The organism is Oceanimonas doudoroffii, assembly GCF_002242685.1.
Taxonomy (GTDB): domain Bacteria; phylum Pseudomonadota; class Gammaproteobacteria; order Enterobacterales; family Aeromonadaceae; genus Oceanimonas; species Oceanimonas doudoroffii.
On the sequence record NZ_NBIM01000001.1, the window covers coordinates 1,538,656 to 1,557,619 of the forward strand.

The 18,964-nt window shown below is 57.2% G+C and carries 14 protein-coding genes; 6 read left to right on the forward strand and 8 right to left on the reverse strand.

What is annotated here, in order from left to right:
- Positions 1-2: 2 nt before the first annotated feature.
- From B6S08_RS07145 to B6S08_RS07160, 4 genes are all read right to left on the reverse strand, one after another.
- Positions 3-299, reverse strand: a complete 297-nt coding sequence (locus B6S08_RS07145; protein ID WP_094200034.1) for a hypothetical protein — start codon at positions 297-299, stop codon at positions 3-5.
- Entirely contained in the window at positions 296-1,696 is a 1,401-nt protein-coding gene (gene fliD / locus B6S08_RS07150; RefSeq protein WP_094200035.1) for a flagellar filament capping protein FliD, read from the reverse strand. The genes B6S08_RS07145 and fliD overlap by 4 nt, the downstream gene beginning before the upstream one ends.
- Positions 1,697-1,727: 31 nt before the next feature.
- Entirely contained in the window at positions 1,728-2,105 is a 378-nt protein-coding gene (locus B6S08_RS07155; RefSeq protein WP_094200036.1) for a flagellar protein FlaG, read from the reverse strand.
- A 112-nt stretch (positions 2,106-2,217) separates the two neighbouring features.
- On the reverse strand, positions 2,218-3,696 hold the full coding sequence (locus B6S08_RS07160) for a flagellin (protein ID WP_094200037.1): 1,479 nt from the start codon (positions 3,694-3,696) through the stop codon (positions 2,218-2,220).
- Between the two features lie 281 nt (positions 3,697-3,977).
- Between B6S08_RS07160 and B6S08_RS07165 the strand changes: the two genes are divergently transcribed.
- Positions 3,978-8,174: an O-linked N-acetylglucosamine transferase family protein gene (locus tag B6S08_RS07165; protein ID WP_094200038.1), complete on the forward strand. Its 4,197-nt coding sequence runs from the start codon at positions 3,978-3,980 to the stop codon at positions 8,172-8,174.
- 153 nt (positions 8,175-8,327) lie between these two features.
- Here the strand turns inward: B6S08_RS07165 and ligA are convergent, their stop codons facing one another.
- Positions 8,328-10,367, reverse strand: coding sequence for an NAD-dependent DNA ligase LigA (ligA, locus tag B6S08_RS07170; protein WP_094200039.1), 2,040 nt, complete (start codon positions 10,365-10,367; stop codon positions 8,328-8,330).
- A gap of 64 nt (positions 10,368-10,431) precedes the next feature.
- Positions 10,432-11,469 (reverse strand): cell division protein ZipA, encoded by a 1,038-nt coding sequence (zipA, locus tag B6S08_RS07175; RefSeq protein ID WP_094200040.1) that lies wholly within the window; start codon positions 11,467-11,469, stop codon positions 10,432-10,434.
- 265 nt (positions 11,470-11,734) lie between these two features.
- Between zipA and cysZ the strand changes: the two genes are divergently transcribed.
- A complete protein-coding gene (cysZ, locus tag B6S08_RS07180; protein WP_094200577.1) occupies positions 11,735-12,496 on the forward strand; it encodes a sulfate transporter CysZ in 762 nt (253 codons plus the stop codon).
- On the opposite strand, the gene mepK is transcribed toward cysZ, so the two are convergent.
- Both mepK and B6S08_RS07190 read right to left on the reverse strand, forming a co-directional pair.
- A complete protein-coding gene (gene mepK / locus B6S08_RS07185) occupies positions 12,463-13,011 on the reverse strand; it encodes a peptidoglycan L,D-endopeptidase MepK (protein ID WP_094200041.1) in 549 nt (182 codons plus the stop codon). The genes cysZ and mepK overlap by 34 nt on opposite strands.
- A gap of 156 nt (positions 13,012-13,167) precedes the next feature.
- The gene (locus B6S08_RS07190) at positions 13,168-14,619 is read right to left on the reverse strand and encodes a L,D-transpeptidase family protein (protein WP_245849824.1); all 1,452 of its coding nucleotides are present in this window, start codon (positions 14,617-14,619) and stop codon (positions 13,168-13,170) included.
- A gap of 301 nt (positions 14,620-14,920) precedes the next feature.
- Here B6S08_RS07190 and cysK point away from each other — a divergent pair, with 301 nt between their 5' ends.
- From cysK to B6S08_RS07210, 4 genes are all read left to right on the forward strand, one after another.
- Complete coding sequence (gene cysK / locus B6S08_RS07195; RefSeq protein WP_094200043.1) at positions 14,921-15,889, forward strand: cysteine synthase A; 969 nt, start codon at positions 14,921-14,923, stop codon at positions 15,887-15,889.
- 252 nt (positions 15,890-16,141) lie between these two features.
- On the forward strand, positions 16,142-16,651 hold the full coding sequence (gene crr, locus B6S08_RS07200) for a PTS glucose transporter subunit IIA (RefSeq protein ID WP_094200044.1): 510 nt from the start codon (positions 16,142-16,144) through the stop codon (positions 16,649-16,651).
- 5 nt (positions 16,652-16,656) lie between these two features.
- A complete protein-coding gene (locus B6S08_RS07205; RefSeq protein WP_094200045.1) occupies positions 16,657-16,935 on the forward strand; it encodes an HlyU family transcriptional regulator in 279 nt (92 codons plus the stop codon).
- Positions 16,928-18,922, forward strand: coding sequence for a tRNA(Met) cytidine acetyltransferase TmcA (locus B6S08_RS07210; RefSeq protein WP_094200046.1), 1,995 nt, complete (start codon positions 16,928-16,930; stop codon positions 18,920-18,922). The genes B6S08_RS07205 and B6S08_RS07210 overlap by 8 nt, the downstream gene beginning before the upstream one ends.
- Positions 18,923-18,964: the final 42 nt, after the last annotated feature.

An 18,964-nucleotide genomic window follows, 5' to 3' on the forward strand; every position in this document is an offset into this window, starting at 1 on the left:
GTCTAACTGCGTTTAACGGTTTGATAGGCCTGCACCGAACGCCGGCCTTTGTGCATGGCTTTGAGCTTTTCGCCCAGCTTACGCTGGGTCTGTTCGGCTGCTTCCTTGAGCTGGCGAGAGCGTTTAATCAGCTCGGCGGACTCGCTTTTTGAGACATCACCCAATTCGATGACGTCTTGCAACAACCGTGCCCGGGTTGCAAGTTGCTCGGCAACGCCGTTTTCATCCAGCTCTTCCGGATTGGCCAGCATCCTCAGCAACTGCTCATCCAGCTTCTGCAACTGCTCGAGGGGCGTCATGACTGTCCGCCACTGATGTCAGGCATATTATCAAAGGCGGCGATGACCGAATTCAGCTGCTGGTTAAGCTGAGCCACCATTATGTCCATGCCGGAGAACTGCTTATAGATACGCTCTTCATACTTTTCCATGTAAAGCTCAAAGTCCGCCCGTTCATTATCCAGCTTCTTCATTTGCTCATTGAGTGAGGTGTCTCGCTTGGTCAGAATGCCCTCGGTGCCGACAAAGCTTTCCAGCATTTCATCCAGCTTGTTGGATACCCCCTTTTCGGACGCAAACAACTGGCCGATTTTGGCGAAGTTCTCATCCACCTGCTTTTTCAGCAGGTCTTCGTCCAGCTCTATTTTTCCGTCTTTCTTGGTGGTGATGCCCAGATCGGTGAGGGATTGTATCGGTGGACTGGCTCCTTCCACCGGTTCACTGAGCATGCGGCGAATTTGCGAAGTCAGGTTTCGGGCCGTGCCGTCACCATTAAGCGGACCGGCTTTTTCGGTTTCCGGATCATAGGAAGTCAGCTGATTGATGGTGGCCATCACGGTGTTAAAGGACTTAACGAACTCCTGCAGATTTTTTTCCACCGTGCCCTTGTCGTAGCCAATGGTCAGTTTGGTGTCTGGCTTTTCACCATCGGGGGCGTCATTGACCTTTTTCAGGTCCAGGGTCACGCCCTGGATGGCATTTTCAATTTCATTGCTCTGGCTGGTGATCAGGGCGCCATCTATGGTGAGCTGCGCATCCTTTGCGGCCTGAATTTCGGTGGTTACACCCAGTACATCCAGGCTGGCGCCGCCGTCACCGTCGGCATTGCCGGACGCGGAGACACTGATTTGACTCTCGGTACCGGTCTTATCGGCAAAAAATACCAGGCGTGAACCGGTGTCGTCGGTGACCACGGTCGCGCGCACGCCCTTGTTGTCTTCGGCATTGTTGACCGCATCGGCCACTTCGGCCAGTGAGCTTTTGTCTTTCGCGATGGACACACTAAAGGACTCAGATCCGACATTCAGCGTTAGAGTACCTGAACCCAGCTTTTTCTCGGCGTCGGCCTTTGGCACTGCGGAGGTGCCAATTTTATGGGCCTCGGCCAACTGCTTTACCGACAGGGTATAGCTGCCGGCCACGGCGGTTTTATCGGCCGTAGCGCTGGCAAAACCACTGTTGGTAAAGCTGGTGGAACGCTTTTCAAAGGCTTCTTCTTCACCCAGCTTGCCCAGGGCCGTTTTGAATTCGTCCAGCACCCCCTTGAGCGTGCCGTAGGATGAAAGTTGAACACCAATGTCGTTGGCACGGCGGGAGAACATTTTATCCTTGGGTGCCCGCTCACCGGCCACGGTGGCATCCACAAAACTCTGAATGGGAAAGCCCGAGCCCACGCCCGGCAGTTTGAGATCGGCCACGCTGTTTCTCCTATGCTCTTTGCTCCAAGGCTTATGCTTTGGTGTCTATCAGGCCGCCGCTGGCCTCGGCCAGACGGTTGATCACCTGAAGCAGCTCCTCGGTGGGTATCTGGCGAATGATATCACCGCTGTCGGTATCCACCACAGTCACCACATTACGACCGGAGTTTTCATCTACCCTGAATTGCAGCCCCCGGTTAAAAGTGCCGATAAAGGTTTCCATCTGCTCCGCCATTTTCTCCAGCTGTTCACCGGAAGGCGTGGCTCCTTGCGCCTTGTCGGCCGCCTGAACTGCTCGGGCGGTTTGCGTCAGCTCACTGCCAGCGGGAGCAGGAACGGAAGCCGGTGACTTGTGGCTGGTATCGGCCGCCGAAGCGGTGGGGCGTTGATTAAGGGAAAGCGAGTCCATGTTTTAAATCCTCATCACCAGGGTGAAAACGCCATTCAGCTTAGTGAACAACAGGCTGTACCACTAAGCTCAAGGGCGAAAAACCGGGGGTTGCCCCCCGGTTGAGGTTGGCTTAACCCAGCAGGGACAGGGCCGCCTGCGGGATTTGCTTGGCTTGCGCCAGGATGGAGGTACCGGCCTGCTGCAGGATCTGCTGCTTGGTCAGGTTCACGGTTTCCTGAGCAAAGTCCACGTCCTTGATACGGGACATACCGGCAGCCGCGTTTTCACGGGTGTTGGCCAGGTTGTTGATGGTGCTGTTCAGACGGTTCTGCATGGCGCCCAAGTCTGAACGCTGAGCGTCAATCATGCCGATGGCGCCGTCGAGAACGGAGATGGCCGACTGGGCACCACCTTGAGTGGAAAGATCCAGCTCAGAAACTGCGCTCAGGACAGAGAATTCAGCGGTATTAGTCAAGTCAACAGTGGCATTAGTCGTGCCTACGGACAGAGCAAACGAGTCGTTGGAGTTAGTGCGGATGGAACCAGCCACTATGGTGCTGTCGGAACCACCGGTAGCCAGAGCAACAGCGTCACCGGCATCGTTGCCATCGATATCCTTACCCTGCAAGGTGGCATTGGCACCAGTGAAGTTTTCGATGTTGATGTCCTCACCGTTGTCATTAACGATAGTCAACTCACCGCCGTCTACCGTTGCTTTGACACCAGTCTCGGAAGACTTGGCGTTAATAGCATCGGCCAGGGTGGACAGATCGTTGGTGTCAGCCACGTTGGCGGATACCGCTGTGCCATTCAACTCAAAGCTGATTTGACCCTGAGCACTCAGGCCGGAAATAACCGCTTCGGTGCGGGCTTCGGCGGTTACACCGGTTTTGGCACTCTCGGAATTAATTTTGGAAGCAATGGACTTTGCAGAATCACCGGCAGCAATGGCCACAGTGGCGGTCTCGGCACCATTGATGGTCATGGTCGCTGCGGTAATGCCATTGGTAGTGGAAGTGGTAATAGCGGCTACAGCGGCAATCCCCCCCCCCAGACCTGCTGTTGCTGTAGTTGCTGCCGCAAGGGTTACACGATTAGAGCCGATGGCATTCGCCGCCACACTCTTCAGGCTCAGGTCGATGGTTTCGTTGGAGTTCGCGCCTACCTGCAGGGTACGACTGCCGAAGGTGCCGTCGATCAGGTTCTGGCCACCGAAAGAGGTAGTTTCGGCGATACGGGTCAGCTCGCTTTGCAATGCAGACACTTCTTTCTGAATCGCCTTACGATCTTCGGCGGAGTTGGTGCCGTTAGCGGATTGCAGGGCCAAGTCACGCATACGCTGCAGGATATTGGTAGATTCATTCATGGCGCCTTCGGCGGTTTGCGCAATGGAGATACCATCACTGGCATTCTTCATGGCCACACCCAGACCACGTACCTGGGAGTTCAATCGGTTGGAGATTTGCAAACCAGCCGCATCGTCCTTGGCGGAATTGATACGGCTACCGGTAGCCAGACGCTCCATGGAAGTGGCCAAAGCATTGCTGGACTGGTTCAGGTTACGTTGTGCGGTCATGCCGGTGACGTTGGTGTTGACTGTAATCGCCATAATAAGCTCTCCGTTGAGGGTGCCGGCACACTGCCGGTCAGGTCGTGTTACTCAGGATATCGGCTGTGAAAAAAGCGACTTTAGAAAATTTTTCGCTATCCTCTCGATGCCCTTGGTTACTTCGAGGGTTACTTCGAGTATCGGCCTCATTCCAGCCAACTTTAGGACTCATTTACAACCAACCCATCTGACTCGACCAAGCTAGACCATTAACGGCTTCTGGTTGTATCCTCTTTTGTTCTTTGACACGAGTCATATCATCACGACTTTGGGGCTGCCTCATGACGCAGAGTAAAAACGACAAAGAACAAACGACCCAGTTTGCAGAGCAAACCCGCCCAACTTTGGAAAAGGCCCTACAACTCCTGCGCTCATCACAGTCCAAACAAGCCCTGGATCTATTACAACAGGCACTGACGAACACCCCAGACCAAATATCCACTCTGTTGCTCAAAGGAAAGATCCACCGGGAGAGAGGCGAAACAGAGCATGCGGTTCGTGATTTTCAGCACATTTTATCTCTGGCCCCGGCTCACCATGAAGCCAACCTGGAACTGGCCAAGCTGTACCACAATGCCAACGAAAACCGAGTGGCACTTCATCACATTGAACTCGCCGAAAAAAACCAGCCCAAACACCAACAAACCCTTGAATACAAAAGCATGATTCTCGGCGGGCTGCACCGATACAATGAAGCCGCCGCCATCCTTGAGCATATCATCGAGCACGGCAAGCCCCACCATTTCAACTGGAACAACCTGGCCAACATATACAAAGGCTTAGGTATGTTTGAGAAAGCCGAACGCTACTATCTGACCGCTATCGAGCTGTCCGGCGACAATGACATCGCTTACAATAACTACCTGAGTTTTTGTCATTATATTCCGCACTACCCGAAAGAAAAAATCCTAACACTCTACAAGGAGTGGGAAGAACGTTACGCGAAAAACATCAGCAAAATGCCGCTTCCGGCAACGGCGTTAAACCCGGATAAAACACTGCGTATCGGCATGATTTCCGATGGATTTCGTACTCACCCCGTGGGACAAATGATCACCTCCGCCCTGGAGGAAATTCCCGCCCATGAAATAGAAATCTATGCGTACAGCACCAATCTTTCCGAAGATACCGTGACGCAACGTATAAAGAACCTATCGGCGAAATGGATGACGGTAGTGCACTTGGGCGAGCAGGATCTGGCTCACCAGCTGATTGAAGATAACATCGATATTCTGTTCGATCTGTGCGGTCACAACAGCGGTAGCCACATGCGCACCATGGCGATGAAGCCCGCACCCATTCTGGTCAAATGGGTGGGGGGCCTGATTAACACCACAGGGCTCAGCACCATGGATTATCTGCTGAGCGATCAGATTGAAACGCCCGAGGGAGAAGACGAATTTTATACCGAGAAGCTTATTCGCCTGCCGGATGATTACATCTGTTACAACTCCCCCATCTATACGCCCGATATTCACGCTCCCCCGGCCAAATATAATGGCTACATCACCCTGGGCTGCTTCAATAACCCGACCAAGCTCAACCCGTATTTGCTGGAGAAATGGGCCGGCATCATGCATGCACTGCCCCACTCTCGCCTGCTGTTGAAAGGATTTCAGTTCAGCAGCGACACCCTAAGAAACAACGTCAGGGCACAATTCGGCCGGCTGAATATCGAGGCCGACCGGATTTTGTTTGAGGGGCCATCCCCCCATGCCGAACTATTGCAAACCTACAACAAGGTAGATATTGCCCTGGATCCCTGGCCCTATTCCGGCGGTCTCACCACCTGCGAAGCCATGTACATGGGCGTCCCCGTGGTTACCCTGCCCGGCCCCACCTTTGCCGGGCGCCATTCCGCCACCCACTTGACCAATGTCGGGCTGGGGCAACTGGTGGCCGAGAACTGGCAGCAATACCACGACATAGTGGTGAGTCTGGCCGGTGATCTGGACAACCTGTCAAGTATCCGCGCCCATCTGAGGGCCGCGCTACTGGAATCCCCCCTATGTGACGCCCCCCGTTTCGCCCGCCACTTCAGCAACGCCATGCGCGCCATCTGGCAACGCCATTGCGAACATAAGGCCCCCGCCGCCCTGACACTGGATACCAACGGACATGCCCGGTTTGAAGGCGAAGCCGAACCGGTTCAACTGCAATTGCCGGCAGACCCCCTGGTGATTGAAGAGGATGAATTCCGCTTTCGCTTCAACGGCAAGATAGTAGTGCTGGATAATGGCGGCATTCTTGCCAGCTCGCATCGCTTCAGCATGTTCCATAAGCTGAATGTGTTCAGTACCCTGTGTCTGGATCCGGGCAGCCGTATCGCCAATGCCCAGCAATTGCAGCAGACCGGCGATTTTCAACATGTGCCCATGACCACCCTGGGTGATGGCGAACAAGTCATATTGAGCATTACTCAGGATCCCGCCTATAGCGGAACCCTTCCGCCCCTGGAGTTCGACCAGCAGCCCGAACAGACGGCACAGATATACCAGCAGATTGCACAGGTGCCTATCAACACCGTTCGGCTCGACGATATCGCCGGCATAGAAACCCTGGAATGGCTGGTTCTGGACAACCTGAACGACTTCGACCCCATTCTGGCCAATGGGGTGGCCACCCTGGCTCACCCACTGCTGGTGCAGATTCGCGTCAATTTTTTGCCGACCCACCGGAAGCAGATAGCCCTCGCCGACTGCCAGCAACGTATGGCCGAACTGGGCTTTGACTTTCACAGCCTGTTCAACCAGCGCAAAATTGACGCCTGTACCAACTACGATGAACAGCTGCTGTTCGCCGACGCCGTTTTCATTCCCAATGCCGATCGCTGTGCCGATCTCGGCGCCAACCAGCGCCTGAAACTGGCCTTTCTGCTTCATGCTGTGTACCAATCGCATGCATGTGCCCATCAATTACTGGCAGAACTTGATCCTGATATGGCTGAGGACTACCGAAACAGCCTGTCCGAGGTTGAGCGAAAACAACTTGAAACACCTCTACTGGCCACTGGTGACAAGAGTGCCACGGAAGATCTTGATGCCACGCAACGATCAACATCACCCCAACGAGAAACAATGCAATCAGCAGAAGGCTCCTTCAGCTTCAACTTTACAGGCCATATTATTGCGCTTGAACATGGAGCCATACTCACTTGCAAGCCATATTTCGAAGATTTTTTAAAACAAGGAGGGGTAAACTACATTTGTCTGGATCCGGGTGGTTTAATACGCGATGCACAACCGTTGCAGCACACCGGCCTGTTTCAGCATTTCCCACTTACCGTTCTAGGTGATGGCAGTGAGATGGAACTTGCACTCGCAGTACAGGCTGAACGCTCTACCACCTTACCTATCTATCAAGCTGACCCAGTTTCAATCATTCCAGGACAGGCCTCACCCGAACTGGTTAGCACTATGCTGGTCACCAGCAACCGAATCGATGATATTGAAGGTATCGAGCATATTGACTGGCTGATACTTGATGAACAACACCATAACTTGAGCATTCTTGAACACGGCAAACAAAAACTTGCCAACGCTTTACTGATTGAAGTAGGCATTAGTTTTTCACCTGAGCATTCCACACAAGTCAATTTTGAAAACATAAGAAAAAAGTTAAATCAGCTTGGATTCAGATTATTAAAAATAAATGACATAAAGCACAATAACTTTCACCCGAATCCCGAACTCAATCAGGAAGAAAGTGAGCTGGCATCAGGCACACTCATTTTCATACCTGATAACAAAAAACTAGACACCTACTCCAACGATCAGGTAAATAAACTGGCATTTCTATTAGACTCAATACATAACATGCAAGGAGTCACGTTTAAGCTATTACATAGCTTAAACCCTGAGCAAGCCAAGCTTTACTTACAAAGCAAAAGCTTAGAAAAAAACACCTTCCCTATCCCTACTTGCCCAGCCATGACGGATAGTGAAAAAAAATTGTTTATCAAGCACTTAAAAGAAGCAAACCACTACTTCGAGTTTGGATCGGGTGGTTCCACCGTCTGGGCGGTTGAACAAGGGTTGGCTGTCGAAGGTGTGGAGAGCGATCCAAATTGGGTCAGTGCACTACAGAACACGCTTGGTCAACAATGTCAGGTAAAGGTTGTAGATATAGGACCTACAGGCGATTGGGGATACCCACTAACAGAACAGAAGGATAAGTTCCCCCTCTATAGCCAAGCTATATTAAGTCATAACAAGGCCTTCGATTTCATTCTAATTGATGGACGATTCAGAGTGGCCTGCGTCATGACTACTATCGAGCACATAATCAAACACGAAAATCAAAACAGCTCTTTAATATTCATACATGACTTTTGGAACAGACCGCAGTACCATTGTGTACTCGAACATCTAGAAGTGGTAGATAAAATAGATACTGCCGGGGTGTTCAGGGTTAAAGACGATATAGAACTACGTCTCATACATAATATCTGGTCGGAGTATTCTATAAATCCAGCCTAATAAAAAGCGCTACCTTTATTGACGTTAAGGTAGCGCAATTTTATATGTCCAACACCCTGTCAACTTTACCACTGCGTCCTCGTTACATTACCAGTACCGCTTCACGGCAAATTACTGGCAATAACGCCACTCTGCTCCATCCCTCGAAAAAATTTAAACTGGATTGTATTCTGCCAGCAGTGCCTGCAGGCCTTCTTCATCCATAATGGTCACGCCCAGATCCTGGGCCTTGGTCAGTTTGGATCCGGCGGCTTCGCCGGCGACCAGCACGCTGGTTTTGGCGGAGACGGAGCCGGCCACCTTGGCCCCAAGCGCCTGCAGGGCGGCCTTGGCCTCGGTGCGCGACATACGGTTCAGGGTGCCGGTAAGCACAAAGGTCTGGCCCGCCAGTGGCTGGGCATCAGCCTTGGGCGCTTCCATCGCCGGCCAGGTCAGGCCGCAGCCACCTTCTTCCCGAGGCTTGACCAGAGCATCCACCACTTCCCGGTTATGGGGCTGGCGAAAGAAGTAGTAGATGTGCTTGGCCACAATCTCGCCCACATCGGGCACTTCAATGAGCCTTTCCACCTCGGCGTTCATCACCGTATTCAGTTCAAGAAAATGGCGCGCCAGGTTATTGGCAGTGGCTTCACCCACTTCACGCACGCCAAGGGCATAGAGAAAACGGGGCAGCGTGGTGTGGCGAGCCTTGTCAAAGGCGGCCAGCAGTTTGGCCGCCGACTTTTCGCCCATGCGTTCCAACCCCATCAGGGTATCTTGCTCAAGGTGGAACAGATCCGCCGGGGTTTTGACCAGCTCATGGTCCACCAGCTGCTCCACCAGCTTGGTGCCCAGGCCTTCTATATCCAGCGCCTTGCGGGAGGCAAAGTGGCGCAGGGCCTCCTTACGCTGGGCGGCGCAGATCAGGCCGCCGGTGCAGCGTGCCACGGCTTCGCCTTCGATGCGCTCAATCTCGGAATCACACACGGGGCAACGCGCCGGAAACACCACTTCCGCCGCGTTTGCGGGACGACGTTCTTCCACCACGCCCACCACCTGAGGGATCACATCGCCGGCACGGCGAATAATGACGGTGTCGCCAATCATGACCCCCAGGCGAGCGATTTCGTCGGCGTTGTGCAGGGTGGCGTTGGACACGGTCACCCCGGCCACCGCTACGGGTTTCAACTTGGCCACCGGGGTAATGGCACCGGTGCGGCCCACCTGAAACTCCACGTTCTGCAGCTCGGTCAGCTCCTCCTGGGCAGGAAACTTGTGGGCGGTGGCCCAGCGCGGCGCCCGGGCCACAAAGCCCAGTCGTGCCTGCAGCGCCAGCTCGTCCACCTTGTAGACCACACCGTCAATTTCATAGGGCAGTCGATCACGACGCGCCAGAATATCGTCATGATAGGCTTGGCAACCCTCCCGGCCGCTCACCCGTTTTATCTCCGGGCTCACCGGCAGGCCCCAGCCCTTGAGAGTTTGCAGAACATCGAAGTGGCGCTCACCCAGGGACACACCCTCCACCAGGCCGGTGCCGTAGCAGTAAAACGCCAGGGGGCGGGTGGCGGTAATACGTGAGTCAAGCTGGCGCAGGCTGCCGGCGGCGGCGTTGCGGGGGTTGGCAAACACCTTGCCACCCTCGGCCCGGGCGCGTTCATTCATTTGTTCAAAGCCGGCCCGGGGCATATAGACCTCCCCCCGCACTTCCAGTCGCTCGGGCCACCCCTCGCCACGCAAGGTCAAAGGTACCGCCCGTATGGTGCGGACGTTCTCGGTAATGCCCTCGCCGGTACTGCCATCGCCCCGGGTGGCGGCCTGCACCAGCTGGCCACGCTCATACACCAGGCTCACCGCCAGGCCGTCGAGCTTGGGCTCACAGCAAAATTCAAGGGGCTCGGTGCGTCCCAGGCGGTCGAGAATACGTTTCTCAAAGGCGGTCAGCTCGTCTTCGCTGAACACATTATCGAGGGAAAGCATGGGCAGGGCATGCTGTACTTCGGGAAAGGCCGACACCGGCACACCACCCACCCGCTGACTGGGCGAAGCTGCATCCCGCCACTCGGGGTGCTCGGCTTCCAAGGTCATCAACTCGCGCATGCAGCGGTCATATTCCGCATCGGGCACCGAGGGGGCATCCTCCACGTAGTATTGATAATTCCAGGTATTGAGCTGCTCGCGCAGGGCGAGAAGGCGGGCGTGGGCGTCGTTCATTAATGGAGTTCCGTTTAAACAAAAAGTGCGGCTAACGCCGCACTTAACTTTCAAAACAAGTCGGTCACTGGGCCTGGCTGTCGTAGTCCCGTAATTGCTCGCGGCAATGCGCCAGATAATCGGGGCTGAGCGGGGCTCGCTCCACGTCAAACAGCAGGGCATCAAGCTCTTCTGCAAGGTTTTCGGCGGTCTGCACCATCAGGTTGAACTGATTTTTGGCCATACCCGGACAGGGCAATTGCATAAAGATGGACACACCCGGTGTGCTGAAATCACTCATGGCCTTGGGGTTGAAGGTGCCGGGCTTGACCATGTTGATCAGACTGAACAGCACACTGCCCTGCCCCGCCGGGGTCTGGTGATGATGGAAAATATCCATCTCACCAAAGTGAAACCCGTTGGTAGTGAGCGCGCGCATCAGGGCGGCACCGTCAATCTGCTGGTTGGGACGGGCCATCAGGTTCACCACATACACATCCTGCCAGGTACGCGGCACCTCTCGCAGCACCGGCTGAGGCTCGGGTCTGAGCTGAGGCGCCGGCTCGGCGTGCACTTGCGGTTCGTTAATAGTCTCGGCCACCACCGGCTCGGGCCGGGGAGCAGCCTTTGGTGGTTGAGGCTGGGCCTTGGCTGTGGGCTGTAGCGGTTCAGCCGGACCTGCTGGCTCGGCCTGCGGGGCCGGTGAGTGGGCGGTCTCACCCCTTTCAGCAGCCGGACGGACCGGTTCGTCAAACAGGGGATCGAATTCTTCTTCCTCAACCACTGACGCGGCGGCAGGCTGGTGCTGGGTGGGCTGAGGCTTGGCCTCGGCCCGCCGCAGGGACGGCTCATCGGCGTCCTCATCATCATCCAGGGCCGAAAACCCGGGCTGCGGCTGCCAGTCGTCATCCCGGGCGGCCTTGCGGCCACTCACTACCCGCACTCGACCGATGCCGTCCTGGTCAAAGTCATCGCTGGCAGCCGGCTCGGTGGCCACCTTGCCCAGAGGCTTGTTGCGCATAGGGGCCTGGCGTTCCTTCTGACTGGTCCACAGTCCATGGATCAGCAGGGCGGCAATGGCAATGGCGCCCAGAATAATCAAGATAATTCGCAAATCCTGCATTATCGTTTCTCTGTCTTGTTATTGCCGGCCGAGCCGCAGGCCCCGGCACAATCCCGAATACTGCCGACAAGGGTATGTTTACCATGCGGGTTTGACAAGAGTCTGACAGGCACCAGTCACATAAAATCATGACCTTTATCGCCTCAAAGCGGGGTTTAAGCAAGAAAAATGGCTGCGACAGCGCATTTCGCGCCGTATCAGCGACGGTGGCGGTTGCTGGTAAGCTTCTTTAAAATGAGCGCTCGGTTACTTTTGGAACATGTTTATGTCTGCCAGTTATCACAGCGCCAGCGGGCCCCAATATCTGATGAAGGGCCTGTCATTGATCAATGAGCGGGATTTGCGTCCCTTTGTGATTATCCCCTTGCTGGTCAACCTGCTGCTGTTTGGCGGCGCCTTCTACTATCTGTTTGTGCAGCTGGAAGCGGTGTTCACCTGGCTGGCGGAGCAGACTCCCGACTACCTGCACTGGCTGGGCTACCTGCTGTGGCCGCTGGCCCTGGTGACCATAGCGATGGGCTTTTCCTTCGTGTTTACCGGTTTTGCCAATATGCTGGCGGCTCCCTTTAATGGCCTGCTGGCCGAACGGGTGGAGCTCAAGCTAACCGGTAATCCGGTGCCCGACAGCGGCTGGCTCGATCTGATCAAGGACACCCCTCGCATGCTGGGTAGAGAGTGGCGCAAAATGGCTTATTACCTGCCCCGGGCGCTGGGCTGCCTGTTATTGTTTCTGGTGCCCGTGGTGGGCCAGACCCTGGCGCCGCTTATCTGGTTTGCCTTTAGCGCCTGGATGATGGCCATTCAGTATTGCGACTACCCCTTTGACAACCACAAAATCGACTTCAGCCTGATGCAACGCGAGCTCGGCACTCGTCGCCGGCTGACCTGGGGCTTTGGTGCCAGCGTGACCCTGTGCTCAAGCCTGCCCTTTATCAATTTGCTGGTGATGCCGGTGGCGGTGTGCGGTGCCACCGCCCTGTGGGTGGATCACTTTTACCAGCTGCGTACCGGACCGGTGTCGAGGTGAACAAAGTTGGAGCCGGGGTAATAGCCCACGCCGCCCACCGCCAGCTTGCGGGCGGCCTGGCGCAGGTTGGCCAACTCCACGCCGGGCAGGCGCAAATCAATGGCCTGGCCCTTCATGTGATAGCTCTTCTTGGCCACCCCGGAGCTGGTTTTGCGCAGCATGGCATTGGTGGCCGGTGAACGGTAGCCGGAAATAATCTGGATTTCGCCCTGTTTGCCCAGGCGGTGCTGCAACAAAAACAGCTGGTCAAACAGCTTGGGATCGATGGCATGCACCTCGTTGGTACGAAAGTCACGCATCACCTTGTTGAACGAAGCCAGGCCGTCATCAATGTAGTGACCTTCTTCCCAGAAGCTGGCGCTGACCTGCTCGCCGGTGTGCAGGTTGTGCAGGCTGAGCTTGCGTACCGGCGCCGAACGACTGGCCCGAGCCTGGCCGGGCACCATGAGTGCGGCGGCACTCAGCCCTCCCAGGCCCATTAAAAAACGGCGGCGATCCACATGGCGTTTCAGCATACAACCTCCTGAGCAATGCGTGAGTCGGCCGCCCTACACAGGGTGTGGGACGGCCCGATTAATACGACAAAAGTGAGCGCAAGCTAACCTGAATAAACACGCCAGATCAACAACCAATGGTTATAAGGAGTCGCAAAAGCGAGACTCAAGACTCATTCAGGTTTGGCTGTCGCGACGGGCAAAGGGGTCATTGAGAGACAGGTCGAAGTCGTAGATATCGTCACGAAAGCGGGGCAGGCCGTCTTCACCCAGCCAGCCGCGCCAGTACACCATAAAGATCGGCAACGGCTCGCTCACCGGAAGCCAGCGGGTATGGCGTGTGGCTTTCAGCGCCGCCAGCCGCTCCGGGCTCCAGCGATCACTCAGCAGCCACAGCGCCAGTTGCTCGGCGTTGGCCACCCGCACGCAACCCGAGCTCAGCGCCCGGCTGTCCCGGGCAAACAACCCTCGGGCGGGCGTGTCGTGCAGATAGATGGCCTCGTTGTTGGGCAGATGAAACTTCCACGCTCCCAGGGCATTAAGGTTGCCGGGCCGTTGCCGCAAGCGAAAGGGAAAGCGGTTTTCCGTGTACAACACAAACCGCCATTCTTCGTCGGGTACCACGCGACCGCTGCCGTCGAGCACCTCAAACCCCTGACGGGCAATGTAGCCGGGATCCTTATACAAACGGGGCACTATGTCCTTGTTGATGATGGAGCGAGGCACATTCCAGGGCGGATTGACCACCACATTGGTAATGTTGCTGTGCATGATGGGGGTTTTTCGGCTGTCCTGCCCCACGATCACGTCGCTTTCCAGCACCATCACCTGCCGCTGATACAGCCGCAGTCGGTATTCGGGAATGTTCACCAACAAGTAGGAGGCCGGCAGACTGTCGCCGATCAGGGTGCGCAGCATGCTGCGCATCAGCAGCTGGGCCCGGCTGCGGGGCAACACATCGAGCCAGGCATAGGTGTGCGGCCCGACCACACCGTCCACCTGCAGACCGTGGCGATGCTGAAAACGCGCCACCGCCGCCGCCAGCGCCTGATCAAAAACGTTGTCGTCGCCGGTTTCTTCCGGCTCAAGGGCCGGCTCCATGTCCCCTAACCGCTGCAGCCGCTGGCGCAGCAGCGCTACCGCCGGCCCTTGCTCTCCCGGACGCAGGGTGGGGCCGGCCAGAGCGGGCCAGGGCTCGTCGGCCATGGCCAGCAAACGGGCCAGCTGCTGTTTGAGGATGTCATAGTCGCCGTAACCGGGGATCTGCGTTCGCACCAGCGCCAGCAGGTTGTTGTTCAGCCTCGCCTCATGCAGCCCCGCAATCTCTGCCTCGCTGGCCACCAGTGCCAGATCCCGAGTTTGCAGATACTGGCGTTGCTCAAAGTTCAGGGTGGCCCACTGCCGCCAGAAGGCCGCCAGCCCCAGCCACAGGCTGTCGTCCGCCGCATCTGAGGCGGTTTCCGGCGACACCGCCTGCTGCCAGCGGAGGGTGAGTTCGGGGTGGACATCGGCCAGGGCCAGCTCCAGCCCCAGCTGATGCAACTGCAGCCGCGCCTCGGGGGAGCCCTGCCAGGAAGACGCCAGGGCCGTGCCGCTAAGCAGCAGCATGCTCCACAGCCAGATTGTCATGCCGATTTTTTTCATCACTGAATATCCGTCACTCCGCCCGGGATCAGGACCGGACCCAGGGCCGATTATGTTCCTTACTGTAACCATCGCCGTTGACTTCATGGTCATGCCGCACAGACGACCGCGAATGACTCCCGAATGGCGGGTTTCAATCGATGATAAAACACGAAAAACAAGGAATATGATTTTATCATTTAATAACATATTGTTATAACAAATCGTCACTTCTCATTCCCGCAGGAAAGATTAAGCTGACATGGTAAACCCTCTTTCATGATCATTTACATCAGGGATAGCCACAATGAGCAAGATTTTTGAAGATAACTCTCTCACCATTGGCCGTACACCTCTGGTCAGGCTGAACCGGGTCGCCAAGGGCCGTGTCTTTGCCAAGGTGGAAAGCCGCAACCCGAGCTTCAGCGTCAAGTGCCGCATTGGCGCCAACATGATCTGGGACGCGGAAAAGCGCGGTGAACTGGTTGCCGGCAAGGAACTGATTGAGCCCACCAGCGGCAACACCGGCATCGCCCTGGCCTTTGTCGCCGCTTCCCGTGGCTATCCCATTACCCTGACCATGCCCAACACCATGAGCCTGGAGCGTCGTCAGCTGCTCAAGGCCCTGGGTGCCAACCTGGTGCTGACCGATGGCGCCAAGGGTATGAAGGGCGCCATTGAAAAGGCAATGGAGCTGAAAGAATCCCAGCCCGAGAAATATGTACTGCTGCAGCAGTTCAACAACCCCGCCAACCCGGAGATTCATGAAAAGACCACGGGTCCGGAAATCTGGGAAGACACCGACGGCGAAGTGGATGTGTTCGTGGCTGGCGTGGGCACTGGCGGCACCCTGACCGGCGTGTCCCGCTATATCAAAAACACCCAGGGCAAGGCCATTACCACGGTGGCGGTTGAGCCGGTGGAATCCCCGGTGATCACCCAGGCCCTGGCCGGCCAGGAAATCAAGCCCGGCCCGCACAAGATTCAGGGCATTGGTGCCGGCTTCATTCCCGGCAACCTGGATCTGTCTCTGATCGACCGGGTTGAGCAGATCAGCAGCGAAGACGCCATCGAGATGGCCCGCCGCCTGATGAAGGACGAAGGCATTCTCGCCGGCATCAGCTCTGGCGCTGCCGTGGTGGCCGCCAACCGTATTGCCGAACTGCCCGAGTTCGCCGACAAGAACATCGTGGTGATCCTGCCCAGCTCCGGTGAGCGTTACCTGAGCACCGCCCTGTTCCAGGGCATCTTTACCGAGCAGGAACTGCAACAGTAATCAGCCGTGATTCAAAAGGCGCCGCAAGGCGCCTTTTTTATGATGTGAATGACGCCTCGAGGAAACCGGCACACAGCCGATATGGCACTCGTTAAACACGTCGTTCAGGATGAATGTAACGCCGCCAGTGAGGACAAACTACTCTCCCTCCAGAGCATGCCGCGCTCGCAAACTTTTCCCATGCGCAACGGCTGTTTACCTGCTTTGGGGCCGTGCTATCATCATCGGTTGAATCCTTCAGGAGCTTAGGCAATGGGTCTGTTCGATAAACTGAAAAAAATGGTGTCAGACGACACAAATGATGCCAACACCATAGAGGTGTTCGCTCCCCTCTCCGGTGAAATCGTGCCTCTTGAGGAAGTGCCCGATGTGGTGTTCGCCGAGAAAATCGTGGGTGACGGCATCGCCATCAAGCCCAGCGGCAACAAAATGGTGGCCCCCTGCGACGGCACCATCGGCAAAATCTTTGAAACCAACCACGCCTTTTCTATTGAGTCCGACTCCGGCCTTGAGATGTTCGTGCATTTCGGCATTGATACCGTCGAGCTAAAAGGCGAAGGCTTTACCCGCATCGCCCAGGAAGGCCAGCAGGTGAAAAAAGGCGAGACCATTCTGGAGTTCGATTTGGTCCTGCTGGAGCAAAAGGCCAAGTCTACCCTCGCTCCCGTGGTGATTTCCAACATGGACGAGGTCAAGGATCTGAGCAAGCTCAGCGGCATTGTGACCCAGGGTGAGAGTGTGATCCTGCGGGTGAGGAAGTAACCCCCATGTTCGGCTGGCTCACCAGACTGTTTTCTTCTTCCGCTCCTGCCGGCCCCCGTTTTGAAGCGGTGGAATACAAGGGTTTTGTCATTCATCCCGAGCCCGGCGCCGAGGGCGGACAATACCGGCTGCAGGGACGCATTGTGCAACTAAAAGACGGCGAGCGGCGGGAATACCGGCTGATAAGGGCCGATCTGCTGCCCAGTGCCGAGCAGGCCGCCGAGCTGATGATCGGAAAGGCCCAACGCCTCATCGACGAAAACGGTGAGCGCCTGTTTGACTGACTGGCCCGGCTTCTGCCGGCAACTGCTGCAACGGGGTGAGCGCCGGCTGCTGATAGTGAGTGGCGAGCAGGACTGGGCACAAGCCCGGGCGCAGTCCCTGCTCTCGAGTCTTGCTCCTGCACATATTCTTTGGCTGGGCGAGGCCCCGTTCGCTCAGCCGCACTGCCCCCTTGGCAAGTTTCACACCGCCCTGGGCCGGGAATATCACCACCTGGTCTTCAATGCCTTCAGCGGCCTGCATCCGGATGCCCTTGGCGCCGCGGTGGGGGCCCTGGCCGCCGGAGGCCTGCTGGTGCTGCTGTGCCCTCCCCTGCAGCGCTGGCACGCCTATGCGGATCCGGACTTGCGCCGCTACGTGGCCTTGCCCGAGCAGGCCGAGGGGCTAAACAGCCGATTTATCACTCGAGTCATCGCCCTGCTGCACTCCGCCCCTGGTGTATTGCTGTGGCAACAACATCGGCCGGTACCGACACTGCCGCTGCTGTCCGGCGCCCCATGGCGATTGCAACGGGACCGGCATGGTTGCCTGAACCGGCAACAACGCCATGCCCTGGCGCTGTTGCTGCGCGGCGCACGCCGCGGAGTACCCGTCGTGCTCACAGCAGACCGGGGCCGGGGCAAATCCAGCCTGTTGGGGCTGGCGGCGGGCCGGCTGTTGCGCGCCGGCAAGCGGGTGCTGCTTACCGCCCCCAGCCCGGACGCCGCTGCCCGGGCCTTAGCCCACTGCGAACCTGATCTGCCCTTTATGGCTCCCGACGCCCTGCTGGCGGAGCGGCCCGCGGCCGATGTGGTGCTGGTCGACGAAGCCGCCGCCCTGCCGGTGCCCATGCTGCTTGCGCTTGCCCGCCGCTACTGCTGCCTGTTTGCCAGCACCGAGCATGGCTACGAGGGCACCGGGCTGGGCTTTACCCTCAAATTTCAGCCGGCACTGGCCGCCCTGAGCCCGACGGTGGGCAAGGCGCATATCGGTACGCCGGCCCGCTGGAGCCAGGGTGACCCGCTGGAACCCTTGCTGTTTCGCTTGCTGGCATTGGACTCGAATCCGCCCGCGCCCCCTTCGGCCGGCGCACCGAACATGGAATGGGTCACCCGCCAGCGCCTGCTGGCCGACGATACCCTGCTGCAGCAGGTATTTGGTCTGCTGACCCTGGCCCATTATCAGACCCGGCCGAGCGATCTGCGCCAACTGCTGGATGCCCCCGGGGTATCGCTGGCGGTGGTCTTTCGTCAGGGTGTGCCGGTAGCGGCGGCGCTGCTACAGCGGGAAGGCGAGCTGGATGGCGCCCTGGCTACCGCTATCTGGCGCGGCCAGCGCCGACCACGGGGCCATCTGCTGCCCCAATCGCTGTGTTTTCATGGCGGCCTGATGGATGCCTGTGATTTTGGCTATGCCCGCATTATGCGCATTGTGGTGCACCCGGCCTGCCAGCAGGCCGGCATCGGCTCGCAGCTGCTGGGCTGGCTCAAACAGCAGGTGAACATCGATTTTCTCGGCACCAGCTTTGGTGCCAGCCCCGAGCTGCTAACGTTCTGGAGCCGCAACGGCTTTCTTCCGGTACGCCTGGGGCTGGCCGCCGATGGTGTCAGCGGTCTGCACGCGGCCATGATGCTGTGGCCGGCATCCAGCCGCGCCCAATCAGTGCTGCATGAGTGGCAGGGGCAGTTCGGTGCCGATATGCGTGACGAAGGCCGTACCATGCCCACCGGCCTGCCTCTGCCCCCACCACGAGTCAATGAACAGCGGGACGCGCGACGCGCCCATGACTTTGCCTGTTATCACCGAGATCTGCACGCCGATCGCCCCGCCCTGCGCCGCTTTATCGCCCATCACACACCGGTACATCCGCCAACGCCACACCAGCAAGCCCTGCTGCAGGCGGCCCTGCACCCCGGCGCAGAGCCGGCCCAAGTGGCAAAACGGCTGGGCTACGCCGGGCAAAAAAGCGTGATCACGGCATTACGCCTTGCCATGAAATGCTACTTTTAGTTTCGCTCGAAACATGAACTGGGTACTCTAATGGTCTGAATG

Bases quoted from the DNA above. Each gene is read 5' to 3' on its own strand.
- cysZ (WP_094200577.1), top strand. From the start codon at position 11,735: ATGTCTGCCAGTTATCACAGCGCCAGCGGGCCCCAATATCTGATGAAG.
- B6S08_RS07145 (WP_094200034.1), bottom strand. From the start codon at position 299: ATGACGCCCCTCGAGCAGTTGCAGAAGCTGGATGAGCAGTTGCTGAGG.
- B6S08_RS07160 (WP_094200037.1), bottom strand. From the start codon at position 3,696: ATGGCGATTACAGTCAACACCAACGTCACCGGCATGACCGCACAACGT.
- B6S08_RS07155 (WP_094200036.1), bottom strand. From the start codon at position 2,105: ATGGACTCGCTTTCCCTTAATCAACGCCCCACCGCTTCGGCGGCCGAT.
- B6S08_RS07190 (WP_245849824.1), bottom strand. From the start codon at position 14,619: ATGACAATCTGGCTGTGGAGCATGCTGCTGCTTAGCGGCACGGCCCTG.
- crr (WP_094200044.1), top strand. From the start codon at position 16,142: ATGGGTCTGTTCGATAAACTGAAAAAAATGGTGTCAGACGACACAAAT.
- B6S08_RS07205 (WP_094200045.1), top strand. From the start codon at position 16,657: ATGTTCGGCTGGCTCACCAGACTGTTTTCTTCTTCCGCTCCTGCCGGC.
- zipA (WP_094200040.1), bottom strand. From the start codon at position 11,469: ATGCAGGATTTGCGAATTATCTTGATTATTCTGGGCGCCATTGCCATT.
- B6S08_RS07165 (WP_094200038.1), top strand. From the start codon at position 3,978: ATGACGCAGAGTAAAAACGACAAAGAACAAACGACCCAGTTTGCAGAG.
- ligA (WP_094200039.1), bottom strand. From the start codon at position 10,367: ATGAACGACGCCCACGCCCGCCTTCTCGCCCTGCGCGAGCAGCTCAAT.
- mepK (WP_094200041.1), bottom strand. From the start codon at position 13,011: ATGCTGAAACGCCATGTGGATCGCCGCCGTTTTTTAATGGGCCTGGGA.
- cysK (WP_094200043.1), top strand. From the start codon at position 14,921: ATGAGCAAGATTTTTGAAGATAACTCTCTCACCATTGGCCGTACACCT.